The 16,541-nt window shown below is 54.7% G+C and carries 16 protein-coding genes and 1 tRNA gene; 10 read left to right on the top strand and 7 right to left on the bottom strand.

What is annotated here, in order from left to right; genetic code table 11:
- Positions 1-54: 54 nt before the first annotated feature.
- Positions 55-804: an MBL fold metallo-hydrolase gene (locus tag TLL_RS07470; RefSeq protein ID WP_164920882.1), complete on the bottom strand. Its 750-nt coding sequence runs from the start codon at positions 802-804 to the stop codon at positions 55-57.
- 51 nt (positions 805-855) lie between these two features.
- Complete coding sequence (locus tag TLL_RS07465; protein ID WP_011057311.1) at positions 856-1,458, bottom strand: anthranilate synthase component II; 603 nt, start codon at positions 1,456-1,458, stop codon at positions 856-858.
- A 66-nt stretch (positions 1,459-1,524) separates the two neighbouring features.
- On the opposite strand from TLL_RS07465, the gene TLL_RS07460 reads away from it, so the two are divergent.
- Positions 1,525-2,274: an HAD family hydrolase gene (locus TLL_RS07460; RefSeq protein ID WP_011057310.1), complete on the top strand. Its 750-nt coding sequence runs from the start codon at positions 1,525-1,527 to the stop codon at positions 2,272-2,274.
- Positions 2,275-2,297: 23 nt separating this feature from the next.
- Here TLL_RS07460 and TLL_RS07455 read toward each other — a convergent pair whose 3' ends face one another.
- Both TLL_RS07455 and TLL_RS07450 read right to left on the bottom strand, forming a co-directional pair.
- Entirely contained in the window at positions 2,298-2,975 is a 678-nt protein-coding gene (locus TLL_RS07455) for a RibD family protein (RefSeq protein WP_231833747.1), read from the bottom strand.
- Complete coding sequence (locus TLL_RS07450; protein ID WP_011057308.1) at positions 2,972-3,328, bottom strand: DUF1830 domain-containing protein; 357 nt, start codon at positions 3,326-3,328, stop codon at positions 2,972-2,974. The genes TLL_RS07455 and TLL_RS07450 overlap by 4 nt, the downstream gene beginning before the upstream one ends.
- 216 nt (positions 3,329-3,544) lie before the next feature.
- Here TLL_RS07450 and TLL_RS07445 point away from each other — a divergent pair, with 216 nt between their 5' ends.
- The 6 genes from TLL_RS07445 to TLL_RS07420 all read left to right on the top strand — a co-directional run bounded on the left by TLL_RS07445 (position 3,545) and on the right by TLL_RS07420 (position 9,906).
- A complete protein-coding gene (locus tag TLL_RS07445) occupies positions 3,545-5,107 on the top strand; it encodes a photosystem II high light acclimation radical SAM protein (RefSeq protein ID WP_011057307.1) in 1,563 nt (520 codons plus the stop codon).
- 87 nt (positions 5,108-5,194) lie between these two features.
- Complete coding sequence (locus TLL_RS07440) at positions 5,195-6,208, top strand: type I glyceraldehyde-3-phosphate dehydrogenase (RefSeq protein ID WP_011057306.1); 1,014 nt, start codon at positions 5,195-5,197, stop codon at positions 6,206-6,208.
- Between the two features lie 35 nt (positions 6,209-6,243).
- Entirely contained in the window at positions 6,244-7,398 is a 1,155-nt protein-coding gene (locus TLL_RS07435; protein WP_011057305.1) for a pyridoxal-phosphate-dependent aminotransferase family protein, read from the top strand.
- Between the two features lie 3 nt (positions 7,399-7,401).
- On the top strand, positions 7,402-7,866 hold the full coding sequence (locus tag TLL_RS07430) for an MEKHLA domain-containing protein (RefSeq protein WP_011057304.1): 465 nt from the start codon (positions 7,402-7,404) through the stop codon (positions 7,864-7,866).
- Positions 7,867-7,898: 32 nt separating this feature from the next.
- Positions 7,899-8,909, top strand: a complete 1,011-nt coding sequence (locus TLL_RS07425; protein ID WP_011057303.1) for a DUF389 domain-containing protein — start codon at positions 7,899-7,901, stop codon at positions 8,907-8,909.
- An 85-nt stretch (positions 8,910-8,994) separates the two neighbouring features.
- Positions 8,995-9,906 (top strand): branched-chain amino acid transaminase, encoded by a 912-nt coding sequence (locus tag TLL_RS07420; RefSeq protein WP_011057302.1) that lies wholly within the window; start codon positions 8,995-8,997, stop codon positions 9,904-9,906.
- On the opposite strand, the gene TLL_RS07415 is transcribed toward TLL_RS07420, so the two are convergent.
- From TLL_RS07415 to TLL_RS07405, 3 genes are all read right to left on the bottom strand, one after another.
- The gene (locus tag TLL_RS07415) at positions 9,903-10,349 is read right to left on the bottom strand and encodes an ATP-binding protein (RefSeq protein WP_164920881.1); all 447 of its coding nucleotides are present in this window, start codon (positions 10,347-10,349) and stop codon (positions 9,903-9,905) included. The two genes, TLL_RS07420 and TLL_RS07415, sit on opposite strands and share 4 nt — an antisense overlap.
- Positions 10,350-10,493: 144 nt before the next feature.
- Positions 10,494-13,076 (bottom strand): AAA-like domain-containing protein, encoded by a 2,583-nt coding sequence (locus tag TLL_RS07410; RefSeq protein ID WP_011057300.1) that lies wholly within the window; start codon positions 13,074-13,076, stop codon positions 10,494-10,496.
- 376 nt (positions 13,077-13,452) lie between these two features.
- On the bottom strand, positions 13,453-13,836 hold the full coding sequence (locus tag TLL_RS07405) for a DUF4359 domain-containing protein (protein ID WP_011057299.1): 384 nt from the start codon (positions 13,834-13,836) through the stop codon (positions 13,453-13,455).
- Positions 13,837-13,881: 45 nt separating this feature from the next.
- Here TLL_RS07405 and TLL_RS07400 point away from each other — a divergent pair.
- The 3 genes from TLL_RS07400 to TLL_RS07390 all read left to right on the top strand — a co-directional run bounded on the left by TLL_RS07400 (position 13,882) and on the right by TLL_RS07390 (position 16,367).
- A tRNA-His gene (locus tag TLL_RS07400) sits at positions 13,882-13,954 on the top strand.
- A gap of 38 nt (positions 13,955-13,992) precedes the next feature.
- A complete protein-coding gene (locus tag TLL_RS07395) occupies positions 13,993-15,582 on the top strand; it encodes an ABC transporter substrate-binding protein (protein ID WP_231833745.1) in 1,590 nt (529 codons plus the stop codon).
- Complete coding sequence (locus TLL_RS07390) at positions 15,579-16,367, top strand: TlyA family rRNA (cytidine-2'-O)-methyltransferase (protein ID WP_011057297.1); 789 nt, start codon at positions 15,579-15,581, stop codon at positions 16,365-16,367. Before TLL_RS07395 ends, TLL_RS07390 begins: the two co-directional genes overlap by 4 nt.
- Positions 16,368-16,541: the final 174 nt, after the last annotated feature.

Below are 16,541 nucleotides of genomic sequence, written 5' to 3'. Positions count from 1 at the left end.
AACTCGCTACTGGTTCTACGGGAAACCTTGACACAAAAATATAGCCTTTTTTAATCAAATGCTGAGGACTTGAATAGTCGTCTTCGGGGGTAGATTGGCTGCCGATAGACTGAGGGCAGCACCCCCACTGCGGCGAACTGGGGTTCCCTCCATGACTTTCAAAAAGTCCTCTAGCGCCGCTAGATCACAATTATTGGGGTCAGCCGCAGCAGTTCGATAGTGGCAAGGAATGACCAAACGGGGTTGTAAAACTTCAATGGCCGCCTTGGCTTCCTCAGCCCTATAGGCTTTGTCAGTGCCTCCCACTGGCACCATCATCACATCAGGTCGTCCCATGAGAATGCGTTGCTCAATCGTGATGGGCATCGCGATGCCGCCCATGTGCAGGAGATTGATGCCCCCCTGCTGCCAGCGCCAAACGACATTGACACCAAAACGGAAGCCACCAACGCGATCATGACTGGTGCGAATGCCCTGAATACTCAAACCATTGACTTTATAGGAGCCGGGTTGAAAGAGCAGTTTAGGCTGACCGCGCAAGCCTTCGATGTACCCCTCGTCCAAGAGGCGACTGCTAATCATGACAATATCAGCGGTGACACGGGGAGGCTGCAATCCTTTAGTGCAACCAATGGCACGGAAGGGATTGACTAGTACCCGCTGACCACTACCGGTAAAGAAAAAGCAGGTGTGGCCAAACCACTGGAGCGAGAGACCCCCCCCTTGGGCATGGGCTGCCCAGTGTCCACCGAGGCTGGCGATCGCCCCAACTTGAGCCAAACGCAAGAACTGCCGCCGTTCCATGTTGTCTCCCCGCACTCCTATTCCAGCTCAGTGTACCGAAAAGTGGCTGGCTCACAACGCTGGACTGGACAGCTGTCGCAAAAAGTTCCGCAGCAGGTCTTTGCCGCAGGTGGTAAGAATGCTCTCCGGATGGAATTGCACCCCTTCCAGGGTCGGATATTGGCGGTGGCGCACCCCCATAATCAGGCCATCCTCCGTCCAAGCGGTAATTTCCAATACCTCGGGGCAACTGTCGCGATCAATCACGAGGCTGTGGTAGCGAGTTGCAGTAAAGGGTTGGGGCAAGTCTTGAAATACCCCCACACCCTTGTGGTAAATTGCCGACGTTTTGCCATGCATCAGGGTTGGGGCAAGCGTCACCGTACCGCCAAAAACCTCACCAATCGCTTGATGTCCCAAGCAAACCCCCAAGATGGGCAGTTGTTCAGCATAGGTACGGATCAAGGGTTCGGAAATCCCCGCATCGGCAGGGCGGCCAGGGCCAGGAGAAATCACGACACCCGCAGGGGCGAGGGCAGCGATCTCATCGAGGGTGATCTGGTCGTTGCGGAAGACCCGCAGATCAGCAGCAACTGGGAAGTCCCGCCCTAGCTCCCCTAAGTATTGGACAAGGTTGTACGTGAAGCTGTCGTAGTTATCAATAACGATAATCAAGGGAGAAGAATCCTCATCATCTTCTATGCGTTGTGTCTTGATCCTACTACCCAAGGGGTTTGGGGAATGGTGCAGCTAGGGTGTCAGGGACGCTGGTTTCGTCCTGTAGCAGCGGTGATCTTTGATAAGGATGGCACGTTAGCGGATGTTGCCCATTACCTGAGGTTGGTGGCGATCGCGCGGGCTGGCAAAATTGCCGAACACTTTCCCAATCTGCAGGCGTCGCTCCTCCAGACGTTTGGAGTAATTGGTGATCACCTTGATCCAAGGGGGTTGCAAGCTGTGGGGACACGGCAGGAGAACCTAATTGCCGCCGCAGCCTTTGTGGCCACACAGGGAATTCCTTGGATTGCCGCCTTAGAACGGGCAAAGGTTGCCTTTGGGGAAGCAGACCGAGAATTGAGCGCCAAAGCACCGTTAACCCCACCCCTACCGGGGGTAATGGAGCTAGTGCAACGGCTCCATCGGCTGGGGTGTGCGTTGGCAATTATCTCTAGCGATCGCACCTCAGAGATCGAGGCTTTTTTAGACACCTATCACTTGCAGCCCTTTTTCCAACTCTGGCAGGGGGCAGATGAGCCACCCACGAAGCCCGATCCCCAGGTATTCCTCAGGGTGTGCGATCGCCTGGGGGTGCGCCCCGAACACACCCTAGTCATTGGTGATGCCGATAGTGATGGCCTCATGGCCCGGCGGGGAGGCGCAGCAGGCAGCATTGGTGTCACGTGGGGTTGGCATAGGCCACCAGCGTTGAATTACTGTGATTGCATCGTTGCCTCACCCTTGGAGATCCAGATGAGGAGGGATGGGAACTGATTAGACTCAGTGGCAACCAAGGCTCAATAACTCAGACGATAGTGGAGATAAACCTCATTGCCCACAGGCAACACATTAAGGAGGATCAACTTCCCTGAGCAGGGGTTCCCCTCCGGATAGAGGCTAGGGGCTGCCGATCCAAGGAGGAGTGGGCAGAGGGTCAACCACAATTCGTCAATGGCGCCGATCTCTAGCAGGGAGGCGAAAAGCTGTCCTCCCCCCAACACAGCCAAGGTTTGCACACCAGAAGCTTGAAGGTGGGCAAAAGCCTGCGGCCAGTCAATCGCCTCTCCCCCAGCACACCAACAGTGATCAAAGGCAGTGGCTCCTTGCCAACGGCTGGCGCCTTTCTCGGTCGTCAGGAGGGCACGGGGAATCGGCTGGCGAAAAAAGGGAAGATTGAGGTCTAGTTCACCACTAGCGGAGCAGACAATTTGCAAGGGTTGGGGCGATCGCCCTTGGTGTTCCCGTTCAGCAATTAGATGGGGAGATTGAAGGCGCATCGCTGTCCCCCCCAACCGCAGTGTCGTTGCCCCAAAGAGCACCGCATCCACCTGTGCTACCTGCTGTTCAAGGTGCTGAAAGTCATAGGCCGAGGCAATACGCTCACCGAGGGCATCGGCACGGGCCAGCCGACCATCTAAACTACTGGCCAAAATGGCCGTTGTGTAGGGGCGAGGAATTGACTGGGGCGGGCTCAAGGGATCATCACTTTTTCAGTGGGTTGCGTCGGAGTCTCATTGAGCAATTCTAGCCGTTGCTGGCTGACAGGATCATTGGGAAAAAAATTATCTCCCCCCTCTTGCACCAATAACTCAGTGCAGGGGATCGTATCCGAGAGAATTGCACTTGCCATCATGCCGCTGTGAACTTCCAGTTGTGCTGCCCGTGGCGATTCAAACACGAGTCGTTGCCCTGGGAAAACCACCCGCTCGAAATACCAGTTGGCAATATTTGTAATGCGTACCACCTGAATTTTGCTGGTGGCATTGACATAACAGCAGAGGATGCGATCGCAACTATCGCTGGGGACGGGATCAAAGATTTGCGGCATAGGAAGTCAGGGTTTGTTATAGGACAGGTCTTTACCCTTGTTAGCCTAACATTGTCAATTCGATGCAGTTGTAAACTCAACTACAGGATCGACCGTTCATCTTTTCTTTGAGTTACTGTGATCCCCTGCTGGCAAGGTATGGATGTGTTACAACCTAAACAGGTATAGGAATTTATTAAAAATTTACCGTCTCCATAGATCTTTGCTGAGTAGCCCATGTCTGCCCGCGTCCTCTACATCCGTCTCCCCTGCAATCCCATTTTTCCCATTGGTGTTGTCTATCTTGCGGACTATATCCATAAGCAATTGCCCGGCATCAGGCAACGGATTTTTGATTTGGGGACGGTGCCGCCCCTCGATTTTCGGCGTGCCCTCCCCCAAGTCATTGATGAGTTTCGACCCACCCATCTGGTGTTTTCTTGGCGAGATATTCAAATCTATGCCCCAGTGGGGGGACGCGGGGGTAATCCCCTACAACATGCCTTTGAGGTCTATTACGCTCGCAATCCTTTAGTGAAGCTGCGGGGAGCGATCGGGGGGCTGCGGGTGATGAGTGCCTATTATGGTGAACTTTGGCGCAACCTCAACTTAATCCGCTTGGGACTCCACCATGCCAAGCGTCACCATCCGGAAGTCACGACCATTGTCGGGGGCGGCGCGGTGAGTGTCTTCTATGAACAGTTGGGCTCTCAACTGCCCAAAGGCACCATTGTTTCCGTTGGCGAAGGGGAAACACTCCTGCACAAAGTCCTAACGAACCAACCAATTTCCGGGGAGCGTTGCTACGTTGCCGGTGTTGAGAAGCCCCGCGATCGCCTGATCCACGAATGGCCAACCCCCATCGAAAAAACCGCCTGCAACTACGACTATATCGAGAGCATTTGGCCGGAATTTGAGTATTACCTTCAGGGGGGCGACTTCTATATTGGCGTGCAAACCAAGCGGGGCTGTCCCCACAACTGTTGCTACTGCGTCTATACCGTGGTTGAAGGCAAACAGGTGCGCATTCATCCTGCTCAAGAAGTCGTCGCTGAAATGCGGCAGCTCTACGATCGCGGTGTGCGCAACTTTTGGTTCACCGATGCCCAGTTTATCCCCGCTCGTAAATTTATCCCCGACGCGATCGCCCTGCTGCGGGAGATCCTCAAAGCCGGCATGAATGACATTCACTGGGCGGCCTACATCCGTGCCGACAACCTCACCCCCGAGCTGTGTGAGCTCATGGTACAAACGGGGATGAACTACTTTGAAATCGGTATTACCAGTGGCTCCCAGGAACTGGTGCGGAAAATGCGCATGGGCTACAACCTGCGAACAGTGCTGCAAAACTGCCGTGATTTGAAAGCTGCTGGCTTCAATGCCCTTGTCTCTGTGAATTATTCCTTCAATGTCATTGATGAACGCACCGACACCATTGCCCAGACCATTGCCTACCACCGCGAACTGGAACGCATCTTTGGTGCAGACAACGTTGAGCCGGCCATTTTCTTCATTGGTTTGCAACCCCATACCCACCTTGAGGAATATGCCCTCGAGCGCGGCATTTTGCGCCCCGACTACAACCCGATGAGCCTCATGCCGTGGACGGCCAAGAAACTGCTTTGGAACCCTGAACCCATGGGATCTGTCTTTGGGGAAGTGTGCCTTGCAGCTTGGCGACTCAATCCCAATAACTTTGGCCGCACCGTGATGGATCTACTGGAGGAGCGCTTTGGCCGTGCCCCCTTGGAGGAGGCCTTATCGGCTCCTCTTGAGGAACGTCCTTTGGTACATCGTTAAAAAAAGCGAAATAAAATGACCATTGCCCCTTAGAATGTTTCCTAGATCATTTCTGGCAATGAGTTAGTCAACAGAGGAAGGGATCAGGTGGTTAGAGTCGCTATCAATGGTTTTGGGCGCATCGGTCGGAACTTCATGCGTTGCTGGTTACAGCGGAAAGCCAATAGCAAGCTAGAGATTGTAGGCATCAACGATACCTCCGATCCCCGCACCAATGCCCATTTGCTAAAGTATGACTCGATGTTGGGCATTTTCCAGGATGCCGAAATCACTGCTGACGACGACTGTATCTATGCCGGCGGCCATGCGGTTAAATGCGTGTCTGATCGCAACCCTGAAAATCTGCCTTGGAGCGCTTGGGGAATTGATCTGGTCATTGAAGCCACGGGGGTCTTTACCAGCCGTGAGGGGGCAAGCAAACACCTGAGCGCCGGTGCGAAAAAAGTTCTGATCACAGCACCCGGCAAAGGCAACATCCCCACCTATGTGGTCGGGGTAAATCACCACACCTACGATCCGAGTGAGGATATCGTCAGCAATGCCAGTTGCACCACCAACTGCCTAGCCCCCATTGTCAAAGTGCTCCATGAAGCCTTTGGCATTCAGCAGGGGATGATGACGACAACCCACAGTTACACTGGGGATCAACGCCTGCTCGATGCGAGTCACCGCGATCTGCGGCGAGCCCGGGCAGCAGCGATGAACATTGTGCCCACTTCTACGGGGGCTGCTAAGGCAGTCGGGCTAGTGATTCCTGAATTGCAAGGGAAGCTAAACGGGATTGCCCTGCGGGTACCCACGCCCAATGTTTCTGTGGTCGACTTTGTCGCTCAGGTGGAAAAACCCACCATTGCTGAGCAGGTCAACCAGGTCATCAAGGAGGCCTCTGAAACCACTATGAAGGGGATTATCCACTACAGTGAACTGGAGCTTGTGTCTTCCGACTATCGGGGTCACAATGCCTCCTCAATTTTGGATGCGTCCCTAACGATGGTGCTGGGGGGCAATTTAGTGAAAGTGGTGGCTTGGTACGATAACGAGTGGGGCTATAGCCAGCGGGTTCTGGATTTGGCAGAGCACATGGCCGCCCACTGGGCTTAGTCGTTTCATTACTAGGAATTGGTTCGCAACTCACGATGCAAGATAAATCGATGTTAATGATTCCGGGTCCGACGCCGGTGCCCGAATCCGTTCTTTTGTCCCTCAGTAAACATCCTATTGGCCATCGCAGCGGTGACTTTAGCGAGATCATGGCAGCGGTGACGGCAGGGTTGAAATGGCTGCATCAGACGACGAATGATGTGCTGATTCTGACGGCCAGCGGCACAGGGGCAATGGAAGCCGGGATCATTAACTTTCTGAGTGCGGGCGATCGCGTCCTTGTGGGCTGTAACGGCAAATTTGGCGATCGCTGGGGGGAAGTGTGCGATGCCTATGGCCTGAAGACGGAGCGCATTACTGCCCCTTGGGGACAACCCCTCAACCCCGATGACTTCAAAGCAGCCCTGGAGGCGGACACGGCTAAAACCATCAAAGCAGTGATCGTTACCCACAGCGAAACCTCAACGGGGGTGATCAACGACTTAGAGGCGATTAATCGCCATGTTAAAGCCCACGGCCAAGCCCTAATCATCGTGGATGCGGTCACCAGTCTCGGCGCTGTGAGTGTCCCTATTGATGAGTGGGGACTGGATGTGGTTGGTTCTGGTTCCCAAAAGGGCTATATGATTCCACCGGGGTTGGCCTTTGTCAGTGTTAGCGCCAAAGCATGGGAAGCCTACAAAACGGCAACGCTGCCCAAGTTCTATCTTGACCTTGGCAAATACCGCAAAGACGCCGCCAAGAACACAACCCCCTTTACGCCACCCGTGAATCTCTTTTTTGCCCTAAAGACCGCACTGGAGATGATGCAGGCGGAGGGTCTAGAGACTATCTTTGCTCGCCACCGGCGCTTGATGCAGGCCACCCGTGCGGCCATGAAGGCACTCAACTTGCCCCTCTATGCGCCGGATGAGTGTGCTAGTCCCGCCATTACTGCCGTCGCACCCCAAGGGGTGGAGGCCGAAAAGATTCGCAACCTGATGAAAAAACGCTTTGACATTGCCCTAGCCGGTGGGCAAGATCACCTCAAGGGACAGATTTTCCGCATAGGTCACTTGGGCTTTGTGAGCGATCGCGATATTTTGGCAGCTGTCAGTGCCCTTGAAGCCGTGCTGGGAGAATTGGGCTACAACAACTTTACTCCAGGCGCTGGGGTAGCCGCCGCTAGTCGTGTATTGACCGCACCTTAAGGGATGGAACCTTGGTTACAGCCAGCGGCACTCCAGCAGGCACGACGCATTTGTGTTAGTTTTCAGCGATGGACGGGGCGATCGCTCCTCCCCTATCCTGCTGAGGACGACTGTAGCCTGGGGCAGCAATTATTTTACTGGTCCCAGCCTGTGCTATCCCATGGCAGTGAGGCGGATCCAATTCTCAATTACGGCAACCAAGCTGCCCTCACTCTCTGGGAATACCCCTGGCTAAACTGGGTGCGGCTTCCCTCGCGCTTTACAGCTGAACCAATGGCTCAAGCTGAACGGGCCGCACTTCTCGCCCAAGCTGACCGCCAAGGGTATGCCGATAACTACAGTGGCATTCGGATCTCCCGCACAGGACGACGGTTTCGCATTGAAAATGCTTGCATCTGGACGGTTTTAGATGAGGCAGGCAATCGAGTGGGACAGGCCGCCACCTTTGACCAGTGGCACTTCCTGTAGGATTGATTTAACCTGACCTTGTCACATCACTGATGAAACACCGCCTCCTCCATTGGTTGTATCAAGCACAATCCTTCCGCTACCACCGCCGCACACCAGAGAGCCTCAATCAACTGACCCAGAGGCTTTATACGGAATCCCACTTGAATGTTCCCTATCTCGTCTTGATTGTTACTTCCTGTGCGATCGCCACCTTTGGACTATTGGCCAATAGTGCAGCGGTAATTATTGGGGCAATGATCATTGCTCCCTTGATGGCACCCATTCGGGGGCTAGCCTTTGCCTCTCTGAGTGGCGATATCAAACTTTTTCGAGACGCAGCGATCGCTCTAGGGACAGGTACCGTAGTTGCTATTGGGATGTCGTGGGTGATTGGCCTGTTTGTGCGTCTTGAAATGTACGGGAGTGAAATTATGGCTCGCTCCCAACCCACACTCCTTGATCTTGGTATTGCCGTTGTGGCCGGTGCTGTGAGTGCTTACGCGATCGCTGAACCTCGTGTTTCTAATACCCTAGCCGGCACCGCCATCGCTGTTGCCCTAATGCCACCGGTGTGCACCATTGGCCTAGGCCTTGCCCAAGGAAATGCCCGCCTGACCCTGGGGGCAACCCTGCTGTATCTGACGAACCTGCTGGGCATTGCCCTTGCCTGCATGGTTCTGTTTGTTATCTGCGGCTATATTCCCCTACGACGAAGTCGGCGTCCACTGCTCATTGCGGGGGCTTTAACGGCTGTCTTAGTCGTACCGCTGGCCATCAGTTTTGGTCGCCTTCTGCAGCAGGCGCGCCTACAGTATCAGGTACGGCAAGCGCTGGTGCGGGGTACCCTCACCTTTCAGCGGCTCGATTTACTGAGTACGGAGACCGACTGGGTCAGTAATCCACCAATTGTGCGCCTGAATGTACGCGCCAGTGAACCGGTCACCCCCAAGCAAGTGAGACTCATGGAAGAGTTTATCCATCAGCGCATGGGTCGCCCTTTTCGCTTAGTCCTCCAGGTGTCCACGGTTGAAGAAATCACCGCAGAGGACTCAAAACCGTAGCTTTTGAGGATCAAGCGAAAATGTTAAACTATTGAGGCTCCCCCCTGGATTTCATCTGCCCTTCGTCAACCTTGCCCATGTCCGCATGAGTGACTTTCTTCCCTACGCCTACCTCAACGGTCAATTTGTGCCCTTTGAAGAAGCCAAAATTTCCGTAGCTACCCATGCCCTTCACTACGGAACAGCTGCCCTAGGGGGCTTGCGGGGTCTTCCCAATCCCGCTAATCCTAAGGAAATACTTCTGTTCCGCCTTGAGGATCACTGTCGGCGCCTTAGTCGCAGTGCCTATTATCTGGGCTATGAATTGCCCACCAGTGAGATTAAAGCAAGAATCATTGAGTGGGTGCAGAAAAATCAACCCAGGGTGCCTTTCTATATTCGACCCTTGGTTTACACTTCTGGGCTAGGGATCGCCCCTCGGCTCCACGATATTGAAAAGGATTTTCTCATTTACGGCCTGCCCCTTGGAGATTATCTTGCAGCGACCGGCGTTACCTGCCGCATTAGTTCTTGGCAGCGGCAGTGCGATCGCTCGTTTCCCCTACGGGGCAAGTTGACCACCTCCTACATTGTCTCCGCTTTGGCCAAAACAGAGGCCGTTTCCAGCGGCTTTGATGAGGCGATTCTCCTCAACGAGCAGGGGAAAGTTTGTGAAGCCACCGGGATGAATCTCTTTTTGGTGCGGGAGGGGCAACTGATTACCCCCAGTGTGGATCAGGATATTCTGGAGGGCATCACCCGCCGCAGTGTCATTGAATTGGCCCAAGCAGCCGGTGTTAAGGTGATGGAGCGACCCGTGGATCGCACGGAACTGTTGATTGCCGATGAGGTCTTTTTGACCGGTACGGCGGCGCGAATTGTGCCCGTCAGTCGTATTGAGACCTACACTCTGCCCAGCGATCGCCCCCTGACACTCCAACTGCAAAAACAATTACAGGCGATCGTTGAAGGCCGAGAGCCGCAGTATCGCCATTGGGTTGATGTCATTCCGCTCTAGCTCAAGCGATTCTGATCGGTTGGGATGAGATACTTGCACAGCCTCAGTTCAGTACCCTTAGCGTTCCAATAGACCTCATCAAAGATCGCATAGATTAAAAATAAGCCCCGACCACATTCACAGTCGGCGGCGGGTAACAACTCATCAGCGGTTTCCGAAACATGACTGGGGGGAGAGAAGCCGTCCCCCTGATCCGTAATCACCCACCAGCACTGATCAGGAGAAAAGGTATAACGCACCAGCACTAACTTTTCGGGGTTGAGTTGATTGCCGTGGCGAACCGCATTAACGAGGGCTTCTTGGAGACCTAGCCTAATTTCCTCTTTGTATGGGGGGGGAAGATCACTGATCAGAATCTCTAGGATGGGCTGCAGAAAAAGTGTCGAGGGAAATGCTAGGGTCTGCCACTGAGGCGCAACGTACATTAACGTCATAGACGGCATCACCCGCGAAGGAGAACTGGCCAGCGGGATACAGATCCAAGACGAATGAGAGTCATTGGCGGATAACCGAACCCCTGTACCTTTAGCTTAGCAAGGGAGTTGTTGCTCGGACAACCGCTGCCGGGCTGGCCAATCTTTGGGGGTCTAATGCAGGCGATCGCCAAAATAGCGGCGGTAAAGATCACAGCGCACCTTCGCCAAATTCCCCTCTAGGGTAATCAGTCCCAAACTGTGGAGCTTAAAGCCAATGGTGCTATCAACCACACTGCCGTTGTCTGCTTGCAGAATCTTCCTAAAGGCGGGTACTAGGTCTTCCTGCTGCTGGAGATGCCACCACTGTCGCCGCAGGTGATCTCGATATAACCCCGTTTCTGAGGCTGCATTGGCCATTAGCTCCTGCCATGTGAGGTCTTGGCGGGCGAGATGATACAGACTCAGACGAATCAGGTAGGGATGCCCCCCCACTAAGTGCTGCAGATCTTGAAGCTGGCCTTCTGAAAGACTCAGGCCGTGAAGGCGGCACAACTCAGCGATTTGTTCTTGGGTGAATTCCGGCAGATCAATGGCTAAGCCAACGTTAAAGGGGGATTGGTTAATATCAAGGGGAATGTAAACCTCGGTGCCATGAACCACAATTAGACGGAGGTTGCGCCAAATATCGCGGTTTTTGCCCTCTTCATGCCATGCCCGCAACAGGCCAAAGAAGTCACTGGCCACTGCCGGATATTCAAACACTCGATCCACTTCGTCTAAGCCGAGAACAAGGGGGCGACTCTCAAATTGTGTCCCCAGTTTTTGGCAATTGGGTAAGAGATACTCCTCAAAATAGGCAGTGCAGTTATATTTACTGCCAAAAATGTCATCCCAATACTCATTGAGGCGGTTTTCTAGCCCTAGGCGCCGTCCAACACTGGCACAGAGCCAACGCAGTAGTTTTTCCAAATCACTGAAGACTTGGGCATCCGCCAGTTGGAAACTGAGAGGAACAGTACCATAGCCCTCTTGGGTGGCGCGGTACAGCAGCCGGGCCATGAGTGAGGTTTTGCCCATTTGGCGGGGAGCTTTGATGCGAATCAGAGAGCCGGGTTGCAAGAGGGTTTCCCGGCAACGCTGCTCAATAGGAGGCCGCTCAATATAAAACGCCGAGGCTACTTCCACCTGCCCTTCCGGCAGTTCCGGCTCAGCCACGGGAACAGGGGGACCATCAGCGACGAATGTATTTCTTTGATCCGGTTCAGCAATGGTTTCTTGGGGGGCATCGCTACGGGTGGCCACAGGGGCAGTGGTCGCATTCACCAAGTCGAGAATTTCTTGCAGCAGGGTGTCGGTATCCGCTGGCGATCGCCAGAAGCGCTGTTGCAGTCGATGCAGGTAGCCCCGCAGCTCATAGTTCAAGGGCATATCCAGGGGAAAATTGACCCGCACAGGCAAGATCAAGGGACGGCGATCGCCCCGTTGGGCTTGCAACTGTTTGACGGTGCGGACTTCCTCGAGCACCATTTCACTTTGAGCTGCCGTTTGCGAGAGCAACAGAACAAAAAAATCACACTGTTTGAGCTCCTGATCAATCCGCTGTGCCCATGCCTCCCCGAGGCGGATACTTTGGCTAGCCATAAAGGGTTGGTGACCCGCCTTTTGCAACGCCTCTTGGAGGGCACTTGCCAATTGCAAATCGGTGCCGTGACTGGAGTGACTGATAAAAATACGGCGACCTTGGTTGGGAAGGGCAGTGGTGGCTGCCGGTGGCGAGGAGACTGGTTTGGGTTCGCTGGCTTGGGGGGATAGCGTAGAAACAGGGGGTAGTGGAGGGGGGAGCACCTCCCCCGTTTTTGGCGATCGCCAGAGGTCTTGCAGGGGAGTTCTGAGAAATTTGCCAAGGCGGAACCAAAACGATTTGGGCACCTCTACCTGTTGCAGGCCGGCAAGGGCATCGGCAGCCGTAGCAAAGCGTTCGTAGGGAGAAGGGTGAATGAGCTTATTGACAAACTGCACTAGGCGATCGCTCACCGGTTCAGTGGCTTGCCAACACCAACAGCCGTAGGGGTTTTGGCTGAGTTGCAGGGGACTCAACCCCGTTAATGCCTGTACAGCCACCATGCCCAAGGAATAGAGATCGCTGGCCGGCCGGGGCCTTCCTTGGGCTTGCTCTGGGGCCATATACCCCGGGGTGCCAATGGCGATCGTCTGGGGATTTGCATCTCCCACTAAAGTGCCGCCGCCAATGGAGACCCCCATTTCCTTCACCGCACCAAAATCAATGAGTACCAAGCGCTGATCGAATTGGCGACGAATCAAGTTATCGGGTTTAATATCGCGGTGGATGACACCACATTGATGCACAAAGCTGAGAATTCCAAGGGCATCGTGGAGCAGCTCAATCACCCGTGCCTCTGGCCACCCAGAGCCCAGCAACAATTCCTGCCGGAGGACTTGCCCCTCAATGAAGTCCTGGACAAGGTAAAACTCGTTGTCCTCCTCAAAGTAGGCAAGGAGGCGGGGGATTTGGTCATGAGTGCCCAGCCGCTCTAGAATTTGTGCCTCGCGTTGAAAAAGCGATCGCGCCAAAGGGAGAAAGGCCGCATCTCTACGAGCAGGGCGCAGATATTTAACAACACACTTGGCCCGAATGGGGCGATGAACGTCCTCTGCCAGAAACGTTTGGCCAAAGTTCCCAGCACCCAAGACTCGAATGAGTTTATAGCGCCCGCCAAGGGTTTTCCCAATCATGATAATTGTTTTTTACTGGCGTCTCCTCGTTGATATATCTTGGCACAGCCTTTCCCCGCGCCACCATTAGAGTGCCCCAGTGGGTAGTCGGCGGTAAAGATGGCCTACAGCACAGGAGAGAGGAAAACCACCCCGGTACCCCCCGACATCGCCAAAGGGGAGATAAAAGGACGCGTTGCTGTTACCGCCGGAGAATGGATAGACCGATGACGGGGTTCAGTCGGAAACAGCCCACACTCGCAATGTCATGGGCTGGGAGAACTCAAAGGCCTCCCTGAGGCGATCGCCCTGCCGACAGTATTTCCCCAAAGAACTTGGTCGGTACCGTGGGGCTGGATGCTTGCATTTTGCACCTACCACCAGGGGAAAGCGGATTTTATCGCCTTAGCGGAATAATTTGACCAAAGAGGCCGAGGCTCCAGATGGTTTGCATCGGCAGTTCGGTAACAAAAAGGGTAGCAACGCCAAGATTGTAGGATTGGGTGTTGTAGGCAATGTAGCGTTCAATGTCTTCTATTGAGCGGGATTCGAGTTGATCGCAGACCTCCAAGGCCACCCTGGCGATCGCGCTATTGCGATTGATGATCTCTGGGCACACCTGAGTCAAAAGGAAGGTGTTCATTTCCGTTGCGGTCCGGCGTTGATAGTCGGCAGGGGTGGGATTGGTGAGGCAGGCCGCAATCATCCCCAACAGAAAGAAGGCCCCCCCGCCGCACCAGAGAGGGCGTGCCATGATTTGGGAAAGGAGAGGCACTTTCATGGGAGCATTCTCTATGCTATCCTAGAAGACTAGCTTAGGAACATGGCGAGCGTAGCCAAGTGGTTAAGGCAGTGGATTGTGGTTCCACCATTCGTGGGTTCGAGTCCCATCGCTCGCCCTTTATTCTAGTGGATGATGTACCGAGCGGGTGTGTCCGTGGCACAACGGCTACTACGGGGATGTCTTGTACTGTTGTTGAGCCTGCTGCTGGTTGCCTGTGGCGGTGAGGGGTCGCACCAAGGGGATGCCAGTATTGTCATTGGCACGACGGCTCGCCTGCGCACCCTTGACCCCGCTGATGCCTACGAAAACTTAGCGGGCCTGCTCCTATTCAATTTGGGCGATCGCCTCTATACCTACAAAGGCAACGACCTCATTCCCCAACTGGCCACTGCCTTACCCGAAGTCAGCGACGATGGCCTCACCTACCGCATTCCCCTGCGGCGGGGGGTTTACTTCCACGATGGTACGCCCTTTAATGCTGCCGCCATGGCCTTTTCCCTGCAGCGATTTATAAGTAGTGGGGGCCAGCCCGCCTCCCTGCTCGCCGGACGAGTCAAAGAAATCAAGGCGATCGCCGACGACTTGCTGGAAATTCGCCTTCGGGAACCCTTCGTGGCTTTTCCCCATTTGTTGGCCTTTAGTGGCCTGTGTGCCGTTTCTCCTACGGCCTATGGCGCAGCGGGGAATCGCTTCTTGCCGACCCAATTTGTGGGCACAGGCCCTTACCGCCTAGCGGCCTACAGGACGGATGGGGTGCGCCTTGAACCCTTTGCGGACTATTGGGGCACTAAGCCGGAAAATGCTGGCATTCGCGTGCAAATCTTCTCCAGTAGTGCCAATCTCTACAATGCCTTTCGCACGGGGGCAGTGGATGTGGCCATCGGTGCTCTCGACCCCAATCAAATTCGTGCCCTCAAGACTCAAGCGCCAACAAGGCACTGGCAGGTCATTACGGGGGCAGGCAACGCTGTGACTGTCCTAAGCATCAATATGCGCCAACCCCCTTGGGATCAATTGGCGGCGCGGCAGGTTTTGGCTGCGAGTGTGAATCGTCAGCGCCTCGTGGAGCGAGTCTTTTTGGGGGAAGCAGAACCCCTGTACTCCCTCGTGCCGAGTGTATTTCCTGTGAGTGAGCCTGTCTTTCGCGATCGCTATGGAGACGGTCATTCTAGCCAAATAGAGCACTGGTTGCAGAAGACGACGATTTCAGCGCAGCAGCCCTTGGTGGTCAACCTTTGGTACCGTGCCAATGTTCCCAGTAATGTCTTGGCGGCAACGGTTCTGAAAGCTTCCCTAGAGCGGGATTTGGGCGATCGCGTTCAGGTGCAACTAGACAGTGCCGATGCCGCTACGATCTACCGCAATTTAGAAAGTGGCGCCTATCCCTTGGTCTTGCTTGACTGGTACGGTGATTTTTACGATGCCGATAACTACCTTGAACCCTTCCTGAGTTGCGATCGCGGTTCTGTAGCCACCGGCTGTGAAAGGGGTGCCAGTGCTGCGTGGGGGTCGTTTTTCTACAGTCCTGAGGCCAATGACCTGATTGCTGCCAGTCGCCGTGAGGCCAATCCCCAACGCCGCGGCGCGCTCTTGCGTCAGCTTCAGGAACTCAATGCTGAGGCCGTGGCTTTTTTGCCCCTGTGGCAGAGTGAAACCACCCTCTTTGCCCAACCCCCGTTGCGGGGGTTAGCCCTTGATGTCAACCAGCTCTTTGCCTTTGCCCCTCTGCGGAAGGATCAATGACTCCCCGAAAGCAACGCTTGGATAGTCTTCTTGTGGAGCGGCATCTGTGTGAGAGCCGCCAACAGGCCCAACGCTGGATTCGTGCTGGCGCAGTTCACGTCAACCATATTCCCATTGATAAGCCGGGGACGCTGGTGGCTGTGGATGCCACGATTCAGGTAAAAGCAAAACCCGCCTATGTTTCGCGGGGGGGTGAAAAGCTGGCCCATGCCTTAGGGGTCTTTCCGGTGGTGGTGCGCGATCGCGTGTGTTTGGATGGCGGTATTTCCACGGGCGGCTTTACGGATTGTCTGCTGCAAGCGGGAGCCCAATTGGTCTATGGCATTGATGTGGGCTATGGCCAAGTGGATTGGAAGCTGCGCCAGGACCCGCGCCTTATTCTCAGGGAACGCACTAACCTGCGTTATCTAACCCCCGCCGATCTGTACACCGACGATGGCCCCCGACCCGATCTAGGCGTGGTGGATGTCTCTTTTATTTCCCTAACTAAGGTGTTGCCGGCCCTCTGGGAATTACTGCTGCCGCCGCGAGAGCTGATTGCTCTCATTAAGCCGCAATTTGAAGTGGGGCGCGATCGCCTCGGCAAAAATGGTGTGGTGCGCGATGCCAAGGCGCGTCAAGAAGCGGTGGATCAGGTGATAACCGCAGCCGCAGCTTTAGGGTGGCAGTGCTACGGTGTCACTCCCTCGCCGATTTTGGGGCCTGCGGGCAATCAGGAATTCCTTGCCCACTTTTGCTGTGGGGCGAATGGTGTCCTAGAAAACGAGATGGTGTCATCATCCTGACAAAATCATCCTGACAAAAAGGAGGGTTTTCTGAGAAGGCAGCAAGGGGCACCGTTGATTCCTCCTTGGGCAAAATGGCTGAATGGCATCTTTTGTGGTGTGGTTAGGGCTGGGCATTCTTGCCTTTTGTGGCTACCTCGATGACTTTCGTGACCTGTTATGGTGTAGGCACGG

Origin of the sequence: Thermosynechococcus vestitus BP-1, from assembly GCF_000011345.1 — a bacterium.
Lineage (GTDB): Bacteria > Cyanobacteriota > Cyanobacteriia > Thermosynechococcales > Thermosynechococcaceae > Thermosynechococcus > Thermosynechococcus vestitus.
The sequence above is the reverse complement of the archived record's forward strand: the minus strand, read 5'-3'. Positions and strand labels throughout refer to the sequence as shown.